Below are 17,881 nucleotides of genomic sequence, written 5' to 3' on the forward strand. Positions count from 1 at the left end.
GATGCGTCCAGCCTAGAAATAGGCAGCATCCTATGGAATCAGGCGTTTCCTAAAGCCGTTGCAGGCCCTCTTGCAGGGCCGGCAGGATTCAGCCAGCAGTGGGCCTCAGGCGAACAACGAGGCCTGCAGGCAGTACTCGACCAGCGCCTGGTCACTGTCCACGCCGAGCTTGCGCATCGCGCTGATCTTCTGCGTGCTGACCGTCTTGGCGCTGCGTTGCAGCTGGCGCGCGATGTCGCCCACGCTCATGCCGCCGGTGAACAGCCGGATGACTTCCAGTTCACGCGGCGACAGGCGAGCGCGCACCGCATCGGCATCAGCGGGTTCGCTCGCGGCCACTGGCAGCAGTCCTGGAGGGCGGTAAACGCGGTCGGCCAGCACCACCCGCAGGGCCTGTACCAGGCTGCCCAAGCCATGGCTCTTGAGCACCACGCCCCGCGCGCCAGCGGCATACATTGCCGCGACCAGCGATGGATTGGACACCATCGTGAGCACCAGCAGGCGCGTCTCCGGGAAGCTGCGGCGCAGGAACGAGATCAGCTTGATACCGTCCCCGAAGCGGTCACCGCCGGGCATGCTGTAGTCGGTGATCACCGCCTGTGGCCGGGTCCGGGTCATCAGCTCGATCAGCGTGGCCGGGTCGGCGGCTTCACCCACGACGTCCAGGTCCAGCTCCCCGGCCAGTACGTCGCGGATGCCGGCAAGCACGATCGGGTGGTCGTCGGCGATGAGGATCCGTGTGGTCATGGCAGGGTCGGGTCGTCAGGAAGGGAGGGGGATGCAGTGTCGAGCAGCGGATGCAGCAGCTGTTCGAGGCGTCGCTGGAACCCAGCAAGAGCGGCCACCTGGGTGGCCAGGTCATCGCCGCCGGCAAGGCACTGTTCGATCTGCAGGCCGCTGTCCACCAGCGCGGGTGCACCGACGATCACCAGCGCGCCGCGGATGCGGTGCAGAACCTGCGCCACGCGGGTGGGATCGGCAGCGGCGATCGCCTGGCGCAGGCTGTCCAGGTCGACCTGCATGGTGTGTACGAACAGCGACTGCATCTTCGCCGGAACCTGCAGTGGGGGATCCTTGTCGTGCGACGCGGTGGATGAAGGGTGCTCCTGCATCGCAGGGGCCGGCGCATCGCCGTCGGTGATCCGAGTCAGCAGGCGCTGCAGGGCTTCCAGCGTGATCGGCTTGACCAGCACGCCCTGCATGCCCGATTCCTGGCAACGTTGGCGTTCGGCCGGGTCGGCATTGGCGGTGGCGCCGTGGATCGGCACGCTGACCCCACGTGCCCGCAAGGCACGAGCCAGGCCGTAGCCATCCAGCCCGGGCATGTTCAGGTCGGTCAGCACCAGCGCGAACGCTCCTTGTTGCCAGTAGCCCAGCGCTTCATTGCCATCGCTGGCCACCACGGCGCGGCAGCCGAGCTGTTCCAGCTGGTCGCGCAGGATCGCCTGGTTGATCGGGTTGTCCTCTGCCACCAGCACCTGCAGGCCGAAACGGCGCGTCGCCGGCAGGCGCCCTTCGGCGGTTGCCGCCAGCGGCTGGCCACTGGCCGCAGCCAACGCGAGCACGATCGCGTCGAACCGGTGCAGGCCAACCTGCCAGAAGCCATCAATGTGCCGGGGCCGCACGCCGCCTTCGCGGCAGGCGACCACGCGCGGTCCACCCGCCCATGCGGGCAGCGAGTCGTCCAGGACCAGCTCGAGCAGCACGTCGGACGATGGCAGGCCTGCTGCGCCGTCCTTCCGGTACACGCTGGCCTGTGCACCGCGCTGCTGCAGGCGTTCGCACAGCGATTGCACCAGCTCGCGCACGCTGCCCCGCACCTGGACCTGCAGGCCCGCAGGCAGCTGCGGCGCAGGGGATTGCTGCGGATCCGCCGGTGCCGGTGGCAGCGGCAGTTCGACGCTGAAGCTGCTGCCCAGGCCGCTCTCGCTGACCACGCGCAGCTGGCCTTCCATCAACGCCACAAGATGCGCGCAGATGGCCAGGCCCAGGCCGGTGCCGCGCATCGCATCGGTGCCCGGGTTGGCCTGGAAGAACGGCTCGAACAGGTGCGCCTGGTGTTCGCTGGCAATGCCGATACCCGTATCGGCGACCTGCCACTGCAGCCAGCAGTGCTGCTCCTGCCAGCGTGCCGAAACGCGCACCACCACGCGCCCGCTGTCGGTGAACTTCAGTGCGTTGCTGATCAGGTTGTTGAGCACCTGGCGGATCCGTGCGGCATCTCCACACACCATGTGCGGCACGTCGGCATCGATGCAGGCGTAGAACTGCAGCCCCTTGTTGGCGGCCGCTGCAGCATACGAGTCGAGCGCATCCTCGGTCAGTCGCACCGGGTCGAACGGGCTGGGCTCCAGGCTCAGTTGCCCGGCCTCGGCCTTGCTGACGTCGAGGATGTCGCTGATCAGCTGCATCAGGGTCGAGGACGACCGCTGGATCGTCGCCAGGTAGTCCTGCTGCCGCGCATCCAGCGGGGTCAGTCCCAGCAGCTCGAGGGTGCCGAGCACGCCGTACAGCGGCGTGCGGATTTCATGGCTCATGGTGGCCAGGAACTGGCTCTTGGCCCGGTTGGCCTGGTCGGCGGCACGGCGCGCCTGTTGCAGTACCTGTTCGGCTTCGTGCTGGCTGCTGAGGTCGATGAACAGGCACAGCACCGCCGGCTCACCGCGATAGCGCGCCGGCGTCGCCGTCACCAGCAGGTGGCGGTCCTCGGGCGTGGTGTAGGCCAGCCCATCGCCGAGCGTGGTTCCCCCGGCGGCCAGCACGCTGCGCCGCCAGGGGCCATGCCAACCTCCGCTGTGATGGTCTTCGCCCAGCCAGCGGCGGGCGAGGGCGTTGTCCAGCAGCACATTGCCATCGGTACGGCGCAGCAGGCACAGCCCGATCGGTGCGTTGTCCAGGATGGTGCGGCTGAAGGCTTCGCTTTCCAGCAGGCGCGCGTGATTGCTGCGCAGCGGCTCGATGACCGAACGCCGATACGCGCGCAGCACCAGCGTGCCACCCAACGCCAGCAGCAGGGCCACCACGGTCGCGCCGAGCAAGGGCCCCTGGGGATGCTGGAACACCTGCCGCCAGCTGACGTGGTAGACCGCCAGCCAGCCGCGCTCGCTGCGCATGCGGAACTGCAGGCCTTCCAGGCCAGCCCGCCAGGAGGTGCCCGCGCCGCTGGCGCCGTTGGCGTCTGCAGCATCGCCCAGCAGGCGCTGGCCGTTGGCATCGAACAGCGACAACCGCTGGAACACCGGAACACCCAGCACCTGCCGGTAGTCATCGACACGTGCCGGATCGAGCAGGCACGCCAGCGCGGCCTGGGAGTCCTTGCCGTCCTCACCCCACAGGCGTGCATCCTGCGGGGCGTGGGCGATGGCGAGCAGCCAGGTCTGCCGGTCGCGCCACGGCACGCTCACCCAGACGATGCCGCCGCGCTGCAGCGCGGGCTGCGTACCCAGGACCCGGTGGATGTCGGCGATCGCCGGGCGCAGGTGGTGCGGGCTGTTCTGGCTCGCTTCGGTACCCGCGATCTGTACCGGAGCCAGCAGCCCGCGCGTGCCCTGGCCATCGACCAGCAGGCATTGCGGTGGTGGGTAGCGCGAGGCCGACCAGAACGTGCCGTAGAAGCGCAGGAAACGGTCGCCCAGCTCGGTCGGTGGCGAAAGGCTGGCGCCCTCGCTTCCGATCACCGCGAAGTTGGCGAACAACGGCCCGCGTTGCAGCTCCACGCTGGCATCGGCAACCGGCTGCCCACGCGCGCCGACATCATGCAGCCGCCACTGGCGCAGGAAACGCTCCTGTTCGCGCAGCGTGCCATCCAGGCGGCGGAAGTGGTACTCGATCTTGCTGCGCTCTTCGTTCAACAGCTGCGAGCCGGCAGACAGCAGCAGGCCGGCCTGCAGGGTCGCCAGCACCACCACGCCGATCAGCAGGGCGTGGACACGCAGCGAGCGGCGAGCGAGTCGGCGTACAGGGGCGGCCTCGGCCGGCATGGCAGGTCTCAGAGCAGGGGGCGGGCAGCGGCGCCGGTGGCGGCAGCGCAAAGTCCGCCGTCACTGCACAGACAGGATCGTCAATGCCGCTTGATGATTTTGTGAAGCCGCCGTGGAATCCGTGTCAGCGCCGGGCGGCCCGCGGTCTTTCGTCCAGTTGCGGTGCTTCTTCGTCCAGCAAACGGGTGAACTCGTCCGACGGCAGCGCCTGCGAAATCAGGAACCCCTGCACCTGGCTGCACCCCAGATGCCGCAGTGCGGCCAGATCGGCATCGCTTTCCACGCCTTCGGCCACGATGGTCAGGCCCAGCTGGTTGGCCAGTGCGATCACCGTCGACAGGGTCAGGTGCAGGGCCGGGTCACGGGCGCAGCCGCTGACCAGCGCACGGTCGATCTTGACCTCGGTGAAGGGGGTATTGACCAGATTGTGGACCGAACTCAGGCCCTGCCCGAAATCATCCTGGGCCAGGCCGAAGCCCTTCATGCGCAGCCGGCAGGCACCGGCATAGAAGTCGCTGACGTGCCGCGTGGTGCTGTTTTCCATCAGTTCGAAGCACAACTCGCCGGGCGTACCGCCGTGGGCCAGGGTCAGCGCCAGCAGCTCATCGGGCAGGTCCGACTGCTCCAGAAGATGAGGCGGCAGGTTGATCGATACCGGTACCCGGAAGCCTTGCTTGCGCCAACGGGCCTGTGCGCTGATGCTGGCCTTGAGCATCATCCGCAGCAGGTCGCCTTCCAGCCCGTAGCGGCAGATCGCCGGCAGGAAGCTGCCTGCGGCCAGCGTACCCAGCTGCGGGTGGCGCCACCGCACCAGTGCTTCGGCCGCCACCACCCGCCCGGACTGCAGGGACTTCTTCGGTTGGAACCAGGCCGTCAGGCTGCCATCGGCCATGGCCTGGCGCAGCTGCGATGCATCCGGTTCGGGGGCTGCTGCCGCACGTGAGGTGGCTGGCTCGGTGGCCGGGCGCGCCTGCGCCAGGGCCTCGAACAGCGCATCCACGTCGGCGGCCGCCACCGGCTTGGGCAGCAGGCCGACCACATCCAGTCCCAGCGATTCGGCCATCAGCCTCGCCGAGGTCATCATCCGCCGCGACGCCGCGCTGACCACGGCGAGGCGGGGCGGGCGTGGCTGTGCCGCCAGCGCCTGGATGAACTGGATGCCGTCCTGCCCGGGCATCAGCAGGTCACTGACCACCAGGTCGTAGGGTTGGCAGGCACACAGTGCGATGGCGGCATCCACGTCTTCGCAGGCATCGACCTGGACGCCGGCGTGGCTGCCGAACAGATTGGCCAGGAAGCCGCGCTGGAAGGGCTGGTCTTCCAGGATCAGGACACGCAGGGTCATGCGGGGTCTCCTTGGCGCAAAGCGGTGAGCGCCTTGCGCAGGCGGGCGATGTCGATGGGTTTGCTCAGGTAGCCCTGCATGCCGCTGGCCAGGCAGCGCTCGCGCTCCTCGGCGGTGGCATTGGCGGTGGCGCCGATCACCGGCACCGGGTTGCCGTCATCGCGCAGCTGGCGGGCCAGCGCGTGGCCGTCCATGCGCGGCATGTTGATGTCGGTCACCACCAGATCGAAGGATTGCTCGCGGCACCGCTGCAGGGCTTCCACGCCGTCCTGTGCCAGCTCCACGTCGCAGCCGAGGGTGCGCAGCTGCTCGGCCAGGATCACCCGGTTGATCGGATTGTCTTCAACGGCCAGCACGCGCAGGCCCAGAGGCATCGGCGCTGCCACGCGGGTGGTCTCCGGCTGCGCCGCGCGTTGCTGCTGCACGTTGGCCAGTGCATTGCCGATCGCAGTCATGCCATGCAGGGTCACCACCAGGCTGCCATCGGCGGCGAGGATGGGCTGGTCTCCGCCCTCGATCGATGCCACCACGCGCGGGCCCGCCCAGGCCAGCGGCATTCCGGCTTCGCCATCCATCAGGATCGCGCCGTCATGGTCCAGCAGCGTCGGGTCGCCCAGCAAGGGCTGCGCATTGGCACCCCATCGACACAGCCAGCCACAGGCGCTGTCGACCAGCTCGCGGTCGCGGCCACGCACCAGGATCGGCGGCTCCGGCAGCAGCGCGGGACCATCCTCGGCAGCGGCCAGCACCGGCAAGGGCAGGCGGACGCTGAAGCTGCTGCCCAGGCCGGGCTCGCTCACCACCTGCAACTCGCCGCTCATCAGGCGCACCAGGCGATCGCTGATGGACAGGCCCAGTCCGGTGCCCTGCGCACTGGCCGCGCCGCGGACCTGGCGGAACGGTTCGAACAACCGTGCCTGTTCCTCCGCAGCGATGCCTACGCCGGTATCGGTCACCTGCCAGGCCAGCACGCTCGATTCACCTTCGCGCTGCACCTGGCGCACGCGCAGCACCACCCGGCCATGCTCGGTGAACTTGATCGCGTTGCTGAGCAGGTTGCCCAGCACCTGGCGGATGCGGTCGGCATCACCGAGCACGCGCGTGGGCAGGCGCGGATCGGTACAGACCAGGATCTGCAGGCCCTTGCAGGTGGCCGACGCAGCGAAGCTGCGCAGCACGCTCTCGGTCAGCTCGCGCGGCGAGAACGCCGCCGGCTCCAGGCTGAGCTGCCCTGATTCGATCTTGGAAACATCCAGCACATCGCTGATCAACTGCAGCAGGACCGACGAGGAACTCTCGATCGTGCGCAGGTACTGCGACTGCCGGGCATCCAGCGAGGTGTGGCCCAGAAGCTCCAGCGTGCCGAGCACACCGTACAGCGGGGTGCGGATTTCATGGCTCATGGTGGCCAGGAATGCACTCTTGGCCTGGTTGGCCGCATCGGCGGCCTGGCGTGCCGACGACAGTGCGGCCTGTGCCTGGCGGTGCCGGGAAATGTCATGGAAGACGCATAGCAGGACGTCGTCGCCCTGATAGCGGCAGGCTGCGTGCAGCACCTGCAGCTGGCGCCCGTCGCGGGTGGTGAATTCCAGTCCACGCCCGCGCTCGCCGGCATGTCCGCGCCATGGCGCCTGCCAGTCGCTGTGTTCGCCTTCTTCGCCAAGCCAGTCGCGAAGCAACTGGTTGGAGAGCAGCAGCGCGCGGTCGCTGCGGCGCAGGACGCAGATGCCGACCGGCGCCATGTCGATCACCGTCGAGCTGAAATCCAGATTCTCCAGCAGGCGGCGGTGTTGCTGCAGGGCCGGCTGGATCAGCTGGAGGTCCACGCGATGCCGCAGCAGGCGCAGTGCGATGGCAGCGAGCAGCAGCGACAACATGCAGGCCAGCAGGGACACCGCCAGGTCGCCCAGCAGAAGCTGCGGTGGCAGGTGGTAGACCAGCCGCCAGCCATCAGTGCCGACACTTTTCACCAGCGCCACCCCACGCGGCAGCCCGCCGCTCCACAACATGCCGAAGCTGTCGTCCTGGCGCTCCCGCAGGGTCTTCCAGCCCGCACCATCCAGCCGCGGGGCCTGGCTGGACAATGCGGGCTGCCCGGCACGGTCGAGCAGCGCATAACCGCCAATGCCCTGGCCGTCGATCATGTTCGCCGCTGCCGCGCCATCGAGCAGCAGCACCAGCCACTGTGTCGGATGGGGGCCTGCCTGTACCGGCTGCGCCAGTGCAACGCCCCTGTCGCCCGGACGCAGCCAGTACACCGGATCGGCCCCGTCGAGGCTGCCGCTGCGTGCCTGCAGCGCACGCAGCGATGGCAGGTGGGCCAGGTCCACGTCGACCTCGCCGCCGGCCAGCCAGTGCGCGCCGTGCGCATCGACCAGCAGCAGATGCGTCTGCAGTGCCTGCAGCGTGTGTTCGGCGCGCGCTGACAGCAGCAGCCGTTGGCCCGGCTGGCCCCCGGGACCATCCAGCGGCACCTGGCGCATGCCTTCGCTGTCCGCAGCAGGTGCATCCGGGTTGCCGGCCAGCACCGAATCGCCCAGATAGCGCAGCAGGGCTTCGCGCTGGTCGAAATAGATTTGGGCCCTGTAGGCCGCTGCATTCATCTCGCGGCGATGGGTCGAGATGTCCTCGGTGAATGCCGTGAGCAGGTAGAACCCGGCCGCGGCGGCCAGGCAGATGAAGACGCACACGGTCAGGCAGCGCAGCAACACCGAGGCGGTGGTCGATGGCACGGTCTGCTGTAGCGAAGGGCGGGGGAAGCGGAACATGCAACGATGCTAGGGAGCGGCGCGGATGGCGCGGAATCAGCTGTTTCCTAAAATCCCCCGCTGGCCGGTCGGGCCGGAGCCTGCGCGTGGGTACCGTTCAGGCGGCGGAAAAAAGAACCCCCGCCGAAGCGGGGGTCTCCTGTAGCGGCATTGGCCAGGCACTTACAGTGCGCTGCCACCGAACTTGTGGGTGTACTGCAGGTTGATCGTGCGGCCGACGCTGTCGAACCAGGACACGTCGTAGTACGGGTAGGCAGTGTAGGTGCGGTCCTTCGGCGGCATCTTGTTGAACACATTGACCACCGACAGCGACAGGCGCGAGTGGTCGTCGAAGCGGTACTGCAGCGAGGCGTTGTAGCGATAGGTCGCCTTCACGTACGGGCTGTCGCCGCTGTCCCAGTCGAACACCTGGTCGTAGCTGTCCGAGGTCGGCAGCTTGCCCAGGCGCGAGCCGTACACCGTTGCCGACCACGCGTCCTTCTCCCAGGTCACGCTCAGGCTGGTCTTGGTGCGCGGAATGTCGAAGCCACTGTTGACCGCGAACTGGTCTTCGGTGCGGTCGCCCGGATAGCGCTGGAAATCATGCTTCTTCACCCAGGTGTGGGTGCCGTTGAAGATGAAGTCGCCGATGCCCGTCTGCAGGCGGTAGCGCAGGCCGACGTCGATGCCGGAGGTGGATTCGCGGGCGACGTTGATCGGCTCCACGCGCACGCCATACAGGCGCCCATCGTTGCTGCGGGTGATGCGGGCGAGTGCATCCACGCAGGTCGGCGAGGTGATGTCGGCGCTGCCCAGGCGGCAGTTTGCTTCGTTGGCCAGGATCGTGCGCACGTCCATGTCCTGCACCTGGTTGCGCATGTCGATGTCGAACCAGTCCACCGACAGGTCCAGGCCGATGGCCGGCGACCAGACCAAGCCGGCACTCCACGACGTGCTGGTTTCCGGGTCGAGCTGGCGGTTGCCGGTGCGGCTGCGGATCAGGTTGCGTTCGTAGTCGGCGCAGTCGGTGGCACCGTCGGCGCGGCAGCTGTACAGGTCTTCGGCGGTGGTCTCGTCATTGCCCGGACCGGCGAACACATAGTGCAGGTCCGGCGCACGGAACGCGGTGCCATACGAACCGCGCACCAGCAGCGTGTCGATCGGGCGCCATTCCAGGCCGCCGCTCCAGGTCGCCTTGCCGATGGTGTGGCCGGAATAGCGGTACTGGTCGTAGCGGCCCGCCACGCTCAGGTTGACCGTCTCGTGCAGCGGCATGCGCAGCTCCGCAGCGGTCGCCCAGCGATTGCGCGAACCCTTGCCGTCCGAATCCTTCCAGCTGTAGTAGTAGTACTCGGTCGCCAGCGGATCGGGATTCAGCGAGTAGGCCTGCTGGCCCACTTCCACGGTCGCGGCAAACCCGGCGTCGCCACCGGGCAGGGCGAACAGGGCCGAATTGGTCAGGGTGAAGGCGGCGGTCTCCGTGCGCGACTTCGGGGTGTAGGTGGTACGCGCAGCGATCGAGTCGTACTCGGCGCGGGTCAGTGGCCGGTACAGGCGTGACGGATCGGCGTTGTAGATCGGGAAGCCGTCGTCATCCACGCCCAGCTGCGGGCCGAGGAACAGGTCGTTGGCCTTGGCGGCAATGATCTGTGCCCAGCTGATCCGCGACTGGTACTGCGAATGGCTCAATGCCGCTTCGTAATCCCAGTTGCCGGTCAGGTTGCCCTTGAAGCCGGTGGTCACGCTGAGGGTCTTCTGCGTGCTGCGCACCGTGGCATTGCGCAGGCCACCCATTTCCTCGGGCGAGAACTGGCGCTGCCAGAACTCGATCTCGCCGGTGGCTTCGTTGTTGAAGTAACCCGACTCATCGCCGTTGGCGTCCATGCGGCCCCACTTGGTGACGTCGCGCATCAGCGACATCGTGTGGTAGCCCAGCTGCACGTCGGCGAACCACTGCTGGCCATTGTCGAAGTCGTAGCTCAGCGACGCGTAGCCGTTGGCGCCGCGGCGCTTGCTGAGGATGGTGCCGTAGCCGATCGAGCTGTCGCTGCCACAGTAGTAGCCGTACTTCGGGCGGTAGGCGCGATAGGTGCTGCCCTGGTTCTGGCCGGACAGCGCTTCGCAGGTGGCGGCGCCCGGGTCCAGGTAGTCATCGTTGTAATCGGTGCGCAGATAGGCCCGGCGCGCGATGCGCGAACCCTCGGTGGGGCCATCCTGGGTCGAGTCCTGGATGTCGCGCTCATAGGCCCACAGCGGGGTCTGCGACTGCAGCTCGACGCTGTATACGGCGTTGAAGTTGCCACGGCTGAAACCGCTGGCCAGGCTCATGTCGAAGGACTCGCCACCGCCTTCGGTGGTGGTGCCCATGCGCATGTCGATGGTGGTGCCGTCGGCCTTCTTCTTCAGGATGAAGTTGACCACGCCGGCGATCGCGTCCGAACCGTAGATGGCCGAGGCGCTGCCGGTCAGCACTTCGATGCGCTCGATCATCCCCAGCGGGATGTTGGAGACATCGGTGAAGTTGCTGCGGCCCTTGAACGGCATCGGGAAGTCGGCGATGCGGCGGCCATTGACCAGCACCAGCGTGTGGTTCGGGCCCAGCCCTCGTAGGTCCACCTGCTGGGCGCCCGGCGAGAAGTCGGCGCCACTGGAAGACTGCTGGCTCTGCGTCTCACCGCCGTTCTGGGTCATCGCACGCAGTACGTCCGGCACGCTGGTGAAACCACTGGAGCGGATCTGCTCGGCATTGATCACCGTGATCGGAGCGGGGCCTTCCACCTGGGCGCGCGGAATGCGCGAGCCGGTGACCTGCACCGCGTCCAGCTGTTGAACCGAAGAGGAAGCCGGTGCCTGGGCCGCCGCGGAAGCAGCCACGCCCATCAACGCCAGCTGGATCGACCACGCCATCGCCTGTCTACGCATGAGGAATTCTCAAAAATGATGCCGGCCCGCAGAGGAGGGGCCCTGTCCCCCATTCAGATTTCCGGAATGGGCGCGCGCATTTAACGCCTTTTTTATGTCCTTGACTACTGGGTCCCTATCTGGCAAAGAGTGAAAACGCTTGCAAGTCGATTTTGTTCAGGGAGATCAAGATGCGACGCCTCGACCGGACTCTGCGTAGCCCCTTCGCCTGGCTGGCGCTGCTGGTGCTGGCCTGGCCATTGGCCACGCCCGCGCAGGACCTGCAGGGCCCGGGCTTTGCCTACTACGAAGTCGGCGATCTGGAGGCCCCGCGCCCCGGGCCGCGCGCGCCCGCGATGATGCTGATGGGCGGTGGCGAGTGGGTGCCGGACGCCTTCCAGTGGTGGCTGAAGCAGGCCGGCAATGGCCGTGTGCTGATCCTGCGTGCCTCCGGCAGTGACGAACTGCAGGACCGCCTGTACCGCGAGATCGGCGGCACCACCGCAGTACAGACCCTGGTCTTCGACAGCCGTCGCGGTGCCGACGATCCGGCGGTGCTGCGGGTGGTCGCCGCCGCTGATGCCATCTTCATTGCCGGCGGCGACCAGTCGCGCTACATCCGCTTCTGGAAGGGCACCGCACTCAACCGCGCGCTCAACGCCCATGTGCGCGCCGGCAAGCCGATCGCCGGTACCAGCGCAGGCCTGGCCATCCTCGGCGGCTATGCCTATGGCGCCATGGATGGCGGCAGCATCACCTCCGCCGGTGCGCTGGCCGACCCGATGGGCAGTGCGGTGACCATGGACAGCGGCTTCCTGCAGATGCCCTACCTGCAGCGCGTGGTCACCGACACCCATTTCGACAAGCGTGACCGGCTCGGTCGCCTGATCGTGTTCGTGGCACGCGCCGCGCAGGACAGCGGCGACCCCGACATCGTCGGTATCGGCGTCGATGAGGACACTGCCCTGTGCGTCGAGCCCGATGGCCAGGCCCAGGTCTACAGCGCCGATGGCGAAGGCAAGGTCTGGGTGGTCAGCCCCGGTCGTGATGCCGACCGCCTGGTGGAGGGCGAGCCGCTGCGCTTCCATGCCGTCCCGGTGACCGTGGTCGCCAGCGGCAGCCGCATGCGCTTGGACGACTTCCAGGCCGACGCCGATTACCAGGCGATGGCCGACATCAGCGACGGCGAGATCGAAGTCGTCCGTCAATGATCTTCCCGAAAGTGCCGGCCGCTGGCCGGCAACGCACCTTCCCTGATGCGCCCCTTGCTGGCCAGCGGCCGGCACTACCCTGCAATCCATTCCCTCGTCCTGCTGGAGACGTACCCGATGAAACTGCGCCTGGCGCTGTCCGCGCTGCTGTCCCTGCCGTTGCTTGCCCAGGCCGCCCCGGCTACGTCGCCACTGCTGGTCATCCATGGCGGCGCCGGCGTCGAGCGCAAGGACCTGTCGCCGGCCGAAGAGAAGGCTGCGCGCGATGCATTGCGCGCGGCGCTGCTGAAGGGGCATGCCGAACTGGCGGCCGGTCGCCCGGCGCTTGCCGCGGTCACTGCGGCAATCACCGTGCTGGAGGACGATCCGACCTTCAATGCCGGCAAGGGCGCGGTGTTCACCCATGACGGCCACAACGAGCTGGACGCCGCCGTGATGGACGGTGCCACCCAGGCTGCAGGTGCGGTGGCCGGCGTGCAGCGGGTGCGCAACCCGATCCAGCTGGCACAGACCGTGATGCAGAAGTCCAGGCACGTGATGATGGTCGGGCAGGGCGCCGAGGCATTTGCGGTGGAGCAGGGCATCACCCTGGTGGATCCGTCGTACTTCCGCACGGAGAAGCGCTGGCAGCAGCTGCAGCGTGCGTTGAAGGAAGAGGCCAATGGCCAGGCGCATGCAGACCTGGAGACCGCAAAGCACTTCGGTACCGTCGGTGCCGTCGCGCTGGATGCGCAGGGGCAGCTGGCCGCCGGTACTTCCACGGGCGGCATGACCAACAAGCGCTATGGCCGGGTGGGTGACTCGCCGATCATCGGCGCCGGCACCTGGGCCGATGCGCGCTGTGCGGTATCGGGCACCGGTTGGGGCGAGTACTACATCCGCACCGCGGCCGCGCACGAGATCTGTGCACGCATGCGCTACCAGGGGCAGACCCCGGAGCAGGCCGGCAAGGGCGTCATCAACGAGACGATTCCGCAGATGGGCGGCGACGGCGGTGCGATCGTGCTCGCCGCAGACGGCAAAATGGCCACGCCGTTCAACACCCAGGGCATGTATCGGGGCTGGATTGGCGCCGACGGAGTCCCCCATGTCGCAATTTTCGCCAGCGAGACCCTGCCGGTCCCCGGTCAATAACCTTGCGTATCAATGGGTTTGCGACAACGTGTGAAAAAGATGGAAAAAAGCGTTGACAGGCCCCCGTCCCATCAGCAGAATAAGCGGCTCACCACCACGCACCGCAACGCTTCGGCGGCAACGGAATGGGGTGGTAAGGAGGGATACCCAAGCGGCCAACGGGGGCAGACTGTAAATCTGCTGGCTTACGCCTTCGGTGGTTCGAATCCACCTCCCTCCACCAGTTTCACGTTGTGACATTCCCGGCGCGGGAGTAGTTCAATGGTAGAACCTCAGCCTTCCAAGCTGATGGTGCGGGTTCGATTCCCGTCTCCCGCTCCATTGAATGAACTTTGAATCTTATCGAGTTCATGTCATAATGCAAAACTCGGCTCACGTAGCTCAGTCGGTAGAGCACTTCCTTGGTAAGGAAGAGGTCGAAGGTTCGATTCCTTTCGTGAGCACCATCTTAAGCATCACCTCTCAGACGAATTCGAGATAAGCAGCCATGGCCAAGGGTAAGTTCGAGCGCACCAAGCCGCACGTCAATGTCGGCACCATCGGTCACGTCGACCACGGCAAGACCACGCTGACCGCCGCACTGACCAAGATCGGTGCCGAGCGCTTCGGTGGCGAGTTCAAGGACTACTCCTCGATCGACGCCGCGCCGGAAGAAAAGGCTCGTGGTATCACGATTTCGACCGCGCACGTCGAATACGAATCCCCGGTCCGTCACTACGCCCACGTCGATTGCCCGGGTCATGCTGACTACGTCAAGAACATGATCACCGGTGCCGCCCAGATGGACGGCGCGATCCTGGTGTGCTCGGCCGCTGACGGCCCGATGCCGCAGACCCGCGAGCACATCCTGCTGTCGCGTCAGGTCGGCGTGCCGTACATCGTCGTGTTCCTGAACAAGGCCGACATGGTTGACGACGCCGAGCTGCTCGAGCTGGTCGAGATGGAAGTGCGTGAACTGCTGAGCAAGTACGACTTCCCGGGCGACGACACCCCGATCATCGCCGGTTCGGCCCGTCTGGCGCTGGAAGGCGACCAGAGCGACATCGGCGTGCCGGCCATCCTGAAGCTGGTCGACGCCCTGGACAGCTGGATTCCGGAGCCGGAGCGCGCGATCGACAAGCCGTTCCTGATGCCGGTGGAAGACGTGTTCTCGATCTCGGGCCGCGGCACCGTGGTGACCGGTCGTATCGAGCGCGGCGTGATCAAGGTTGGCGACGAAATCGAAATCGTCGGCATCCGTCCGGTGCAGAAGACCACCGTGACCGGCGTTGAAATGTTCCGCAAGCTGCTGGACCAGGGTCAGGCAGGCGACAACGCTGGCCTGCTGCTGCGCGGCACCAAGCGTGACGACGTCGAGCGTGGCCAGGTCCTGGCCAAGCCGGGTTCGATCAAGCCGCACACCAAGTTCGAAGGCGAAGTGTACGTCCTGTCGAAGGACGAAGGCGGCCGCCACACCCCGTTCTTCAACGGCTACCGTCCGCAGTTCTACTTCCGCACCACCGACATCACCGGCGCAGCTGCTCTGCCGGAAGGCGTCGAAATGGTGATGCCGGGTGACAACGTCAAGATGGTCGTCACCCTGATCAACCCGGTGGCAATGGACGAAGGCCTGCGCTTCGCCATCCGCGAAGGTGGCCGTACCGTCGGCGCCGGCGTGGTCTCGAAGATCATCGAGTAAGCCTGCAGTGCCGGTGGTTGCATAGCGCCGCCGGTTACGCGAATGGCGGGCCGGGAACCTCGGTCCGCCTTCGCCGTCTAAGGGAAGGCAAGTTTTCAACGTACGCCAGTAGCTCAATTGGCAGAGCAGCGGTCTCCAAAACCGCAGGTTGGGGGTTCGAGTCCCTCCTGGCGTGCCATCTGCCCACCTTATCCAGCGGCCTGGGCCGCTAAAGCAGACACAGCCGGATGAATAGCAAGATCGAACACTCCAAGGACAACTCCGCCCACGGTGGAGATATCGTCAAGTATGTCGCCGCATCGCTGCTGGTGCTGGCCGGTCTGTTCGTCTGGTTCTGGTTCTCCGCCGACTCCGGTCGCGCCGCCCAGCTGGGCGCGTGGGCGGGTCAGTTGCGTGCGTTGGCGGTCGTGGTCGGTCTGGTTGGCGGTATCGGCGTGTTCATGCTGACCGGCAAGGGGCGCGACACCCGCGAATTCCTCTCCGAGTCGCGCTTCGAACTGCGCAAGGTGGTCTGGCCGACGCGCCAGGAAGCCATCCGCATGACGTGGGTCGTGATCGTCGTGGTGCTCATCCTCAGCCTGCTGCTGGGTGGCTTCGACTTCCTGATCCAGAAACTGACTCAGTGGTTCCTGAGCCGCTAAGGAGAATTGCATGAAGCGTTGGTACGTCGTTCACGCCTATTCGGGCTTCGAGAAGTCGGTGGCGCAGGCTCTGCGCGATCGCATCGTCCGTGACGGCATGGAAGAGCGCTTCGGCGACGTCCTGGTCCCGACCGAAGAAGTGGTCGAGATGCGCGCTGGTCAGAAGCGCCGCTCCGAGCGCAAGTTCTTCCCGGGTTACGTGCTGGTCCAGATCGAGACCCACGAAGAAGCCGGTATTCCGCGCATCGACAACGAAAGCTGGCACCTGGTCAAGGAAACCCCGCGCGTGATGGGCTTCATCGGCGGTACTGCCGATCGTCCGTTGCCGATCGCCGATTCCGAGGCCGAAGCCATCCTGAACCGCGTTCAGGAAGGTGTCGAGAAGCCGCGTCCGAAGGTGCTGTTCGAGCCGGGTCAGATGGTCCGCGTCACCGACGGCCCGTTCAACGATTTCAATGGCGTCGTCGAAGAAGTCAACTACGAGAAGAGCCGTCTGCGCGTCTCGGTACTGATCTTCGGTCGTGCCACTCCGGTCGAGCTCGAGTTCGGCCAGGTCGAAAAGGCCGTCTGACCCGTCTGTAGAGTCGAGCGATGCTCGGCTCCGGACCAGAAACCGGGCCTGGCCCGGTTTCGTTCGTTTACCTGCCGCTTCAGGCATGTGAAGAAAAAACCTGTTATAGTGCGCGGCTCCCCGCTGGGAAAGCCAGCAGGACGAGGCCGCCGCAAGGTGGCCTTCAGCATGATTTCAAAACGCGATGCCGGGACGCGTGATTCCCGGTCCGATGGGGAGCCTGTTGTCGAAAGGCGCTAGCACCCGGAGAGCACTCACATGGCAAAGAAAGTTGTCGGTTACATCAAGCTGCAGGTGAAGGCCGGTCAGGCCAACCCCTCGCCGCCGGTCGGTCCTGCGCTGGGTCAGCGCGGTCTGAACATCATGGAATTCTGCAAGGCGTTCAACGCTGCCACGCAGAAGCTCGAGCCGGGTCTGCCGGTTCCGGTGATCATCACGGCCTACTCGGACCGTACGTTCACCTTCATCACCAAGAGCACCCCGGCTACCACCCTGCTGAAGAAGGCCGCTGGCATCTCGTCGGGCTCCAAGCGCCCGAACACCGAGAAGGTCGGCAAGGTCACCCGTAAGCAGCTGGAAGAGATCGCCAAGGCGAAGGAACCGGATCTGACTGCCGCCGACCTGGACGCCGCCGTGCGTACCATCGCTGGCTCTGCCCGTTCCATGGGCCTCGTGGTGGAGGGTTAATAAGATGGCACAGACCAAGCGTGAGAAGGCCATCAAGGCCGCCGTCGTTCCGGGCAAGGCGTACGCCTTCGAGGACGCGATCAACATCCTGAAGAGCGCCACCAAGGCCAAGTTCGTCGAGTCGATCGACGTTGCCGTGCGCCTGGGCGTCGATGCGAAGAAGTCCGACCAGCAGGTCCGTGGCTCCACCGTGCTGCCGGCCGGTACCGGCAAGTCGGTCCGCGTCGCCGTGTTCGCTCCGGCCGGTGCCAAGGCTGATGAAGCCCTGGCCGCTGGCGCCGAAGCCGTCGGTATGGATGACCTGGCCGAGAAGATGCAGGCCGGCGATCTGAACTACGACGTCGTCATCGCGACCCCGGACGCCATGCGCGTCGTCGGTAAGCTGGGCACCGTGCTGGGCCCGCGCGGCCTGATGCCGAACCCGAAGGTCGGCACCGTTTCCCCGAACCCGGGTGAAGCCGTGAAGAACGCCAAGTCGGGTCAGGTCCGTTACCGCACCGACAAGGCTGGCATCATCCACTGCACCATCGGCAAGGCCGACTTCGCCGAAGACGCGCTGAAGTCGAACCTGACCGCGCTGCTGCTGGACCTGATCAAGGCCAAGCCGGCCACCTCGAAGGGCACCTACCTGCAGAAGGTTTCGGTCAGCTCGACGATGGGCCCGGGCGTCACCGTCGACCAGTCGTCGCTGACCCTGAAGTAATTGTTTCAAGCGGTCACGGTGCCTCGGGTGCCGTGGCCGTGACATTTGAAGGCATCGCTGGCAGTGCATCGCCCGCGGTAGCCGTCAAAGACCGCAGGCGCGGTCGTGGCAATACCGGCGACGGGCACGGAAGCTCGATCTGGCAAGGAGTCGCCGCCGGAGCAGTCAGGAGCGCTTAATCGATTCCCCGGAATCACCCTGCGTAGATGGTGCCCTTCTGGAGTTTTTCTGGTTCACGCACGTCTGGGTTTCCCAGGTTGGCCCACTCCAGGTCTAGAACGGC

General features: G+C 66.4%; 12 protein-coding genes and 4 tRNA genes. 11 read left to right on the forward strand and 5 right to left on the reverse strand.

Going from position 1 to position 17,881, the window contains the following annotated elements; all coding sequences use genetic code 11:
* Positions 1 to 105 precede the first annotated feature (105 nt).
* From EGM71_RS03810 to EGM71_RS03830, 5 genes are all read right to left on the reverse strand, one after another.
* Complete coding sequence (locus tag EGM71_RS03810) at positions 106 to 747, reverse strand: response regulator transcription factor (protein ID WP_188487932.1); 642 nt, start codon at positions 745 to 747, stop codon at positions 106 to 108.
* Positions 744 to 3,980: a hybrid sensor histidine kinase/response regulator gene (locus EGM71_RS03815; RefSeq protein WP_188487934.1), complete on the reverse strand. Its 3,237-nt coding sequence runs from the start codon at positions 3,978 to 3,980 to the stop codon at positions 744 to 746. Before EGM71_RS03815 ends, EGM71_RS03810 begins: the two co-directional genes overlap by 4 nt.
* A gap of 124 nt (positions 3,981 to 4,104) precedes the next feature.
* On the reverse strand, positions 4,105 to 5,325 hold the full coding sequence (locus EGM71_RS03820; RefSeq protein ID WP_188487936.1) for an EAL domain-containing response regulator: 1,221 nt from the start codon (positions 5,323 to 5,325) through the stop codon (positions 4,105 to 4,107).
* Positions 5,322 to 8,093, reverse strand: coding sequence for a response regulator (locus EGM71_RS03825; protein ID WP_188487938.1), 2,772 nt, complete (start codon positions 8,091 to 8,093; stop codon positions 5,322 to 5,324). Before EGM71_RS03825 ends, EGM71_RS03820 begins: the two co-directional genes overlap by 4 nt.
* 162 nt (positions 8,094 to 8,255) lie before the next feature.
* A complete protein-coding gene (locus tag EGM71_RS03830; protein ID WP_188487940.1) occupies positions 8,256 to 10,994 on the reverse strand; it encodes a TonB-dependent receptor plug domain-containing protein in 2,739 nt (912 codons plus the stop codon).
* A gap of 170 nt (positions 10,995 to 11,164) precedes the next feature.
* Between EGM71_RS03830 and EGM71_RS03835 the strand changes: the two genes are divergently transcribed.
* From EGM71_RS03835 to rplA, 11 genes are all read left to right on the forward strand, one after another.
* Positions 11,165 to 12,184, forward strand: a complete 1,020-nt coding sequence (locus EGM71_RS03835) for a cyanophycinase (protein ID WP_188487942.1) — start codon at positions 11,165 to 11,167, stop codon at positions 12,182 to 12,184.
* Between the two features lie 117 nt (positions 12,185 to 12,301).
* Entirely contained in the window at positions 12,302 to 13,318 is a 1,017-nt protein-coding gene (locus tag EGM71_RS03840; protein ID WP_188487944.1) for an isoaspartyl peptidase/L-asparaginase family protein, read from the forward strand.
* 137 nt (positions 13,319 to 13,455) lie between these two features.
* Positions 13,456 to 13,541 (forward strand) — tRNA-Tyr (locus EGM71_RS03845).
* A 24-nt stretch (positions 13,542 to 13,565) separates the two neighbouring features.
* Positions 13,566 to 13,639, forward strand: a tRNA-Gly gene (locus tag EGM71_RS03850).
* Positions 13,640 to 13,688: 49 nt separating this feature from the next.
* Positions 13,689 to 13,764, forward strand: a tRNA-Thr gene (locus EGM71_RS03855).
* A gap of 41 nt (positions 13,765 to 13,805) precedes the next feature.
* Positions 13,806 to 14,996, forward strand: a complete 1,191-nt coding sequence (tuf, locus tag EGM71_RS03860) for an elongation factor Tu (protein WP_004154360.1) — start codon at positions 13,806 to 13,808, stop codon at positions 14,994 to 14,996.
* Between the two features lie 102 nt (positions 14,997 to 15,098).
* Positions 15,099 to 15,174, forward strand: a tRNA-Trp gene (locus EGM71_RS03865).
* Between the two features lie 49 nt (positions 15,175 to 15,223).
* Entirely contained in the window at positions 15,224 to 15,637 is a 414-nt protein-coding gene (secE, locus tag EGM71_RS03870; protein WP_004154361.1) for a preprotein translocase subunit SecE, read from the forward strand.
* Between the two features lie 10 nt (positions 15,638 to 15,647).
* Positions 15,648 to 16,208 carry a transcription termination/antitermination protein NusG gene (gene nusG / locus EGM71_RS03875; protein WP_004154362.1) on the forward strand — a complete coding sequence of 187 codons (561 nt, stop codon included), beginning with the start codon at positions 15,648 to 15,650 and terminating at the stop codon, positions 16,206 to 16,208.
* A gap of 258 nt (positions 16,209 to 16,466) precedes the next feature.
* Positions 16,467 to 16,895 carry a 50S ribosomal protein L11 gene (gene rplK / locus EGM71_RS03880; RefSeq protein ID WP_004145248.1) on the forward strand — a complete coding sequence of 143 codons (429 nt, stop codon included), beginning with the start codon at positions 16,467 to 16,469 and terminating at the stop codon, positions 16,893 to 16,895.
* Between the two features lie 4 nt (positions 16,896 to 16,899).
* Positions 16,900 to 17,598: a 50S ribosomal protein L1 gene (rplA, locus tag EGM71_RS03885; protein ID WP_004154350.1), complete on the forward strand. Its 699-nt coding sequence runs from the start codon at positions 16,900 to 16,902 to the stop codon at positions 17,596 to 17,598.
* Positions 17,599 to 17,881 lie beyond the last annotated feature (283 nt).

The sequence above is a fragment of the Stenotrophomonas maltophilia genome (genome assembly GCF_006970445.1).
GTDB classification, from domain to species: domain Bacteria; phylum Pseudomonadota; class Gammaproteobacteria; order Xanthomonadales; family Xanthomonadaceae; genus Stenotrophomonas; species Stenotrophomonas maltophilia_AU.

Bases quoted from the DNA above. Each gene is read 5' to 3' on its own strand.
- EGM71_RS03810 (WP_188487932.1), bottom strand. From the start codon at position 747: ATGACCACACGGATCCTCATCGCCGACGACCACCCGATCGTGCTTGCC.
- EGM71_RS03815 (WP_188487934.1), bottom strand. From the start codon at position 3,980: ATGCCGGCCGAGGCCGCCCCTGTACGCCGACTCGCTCGCCGCTCGCTG.
- EGM71_RS03820 (WP_188487936.1), bottom strand. From the start codon at position 5,325: ATGACCCTGCGTGTCCTGATCCTGGAAGACCAGCCCTTCCAGCGCGGC.
- EGM71_RS03825 (WP_188487938.1), bottom strand. From the start codon at position 8,093: ATGTTCCGCTTCCCCCGCCCTTCGCTACAGCAGACCGTGCCATCGACC.
- EGM71_RS03830 (WP_188487940.1), bottom strand. From the start codon at position 10,994: ATGCGTAGACAGGCGATGGCGTGGTCGATCCAGCTGGCGTTGATGGGC.
- EGM71_RS03835 (WP_188487942.1), top strand. From the start codon at position 11,165: ATGCGACGCCTCGACCGGACTCTGCGTAGCCCCTTCGCCTGGCTGGCG.
- EGM71_RS03840 (WP_188487944.1), top strand. From the start codon at position 12,302: ATGAAACTGCGCCTGGCGCTGTCCGCGCTGCTGTCCCTGCCGTTGCTT.
- tuf (WP_004154360.1), top strand. From the start codon at position 13,806: ATGGCCAAGGGTAAGTTCGAGCGCACCAAGCCGCACGTCAATGTCGGC.
- secE (WP_004154361.1), top strand. From the start codon at position 15,224: ATGAATAGCAAGATCGAACACTCCAAGGACAACTCCGCCCACGGTGGA.
- nusG (WP_004154362.1), top strand. From the start codon at position 15,648: ATGAAGCGTTGGTACGTCGTTCACGCCTATTCGGGCTTCGAGAAGTCG.
- rplK (WP_004145248.1), top strand. From the start codon at position 16,467: ATGGCAAAGAAAGTTGTCGGTTACATCAAGCTGCAGGTGAAGGCCGGT.
- rplA (WP_004154350.1), top strand. From the start codon at position 16,900: ATGGCACAGACCAAGCGTGAGAAGGCCATCAAGGCCGCCGTCGTTCCG.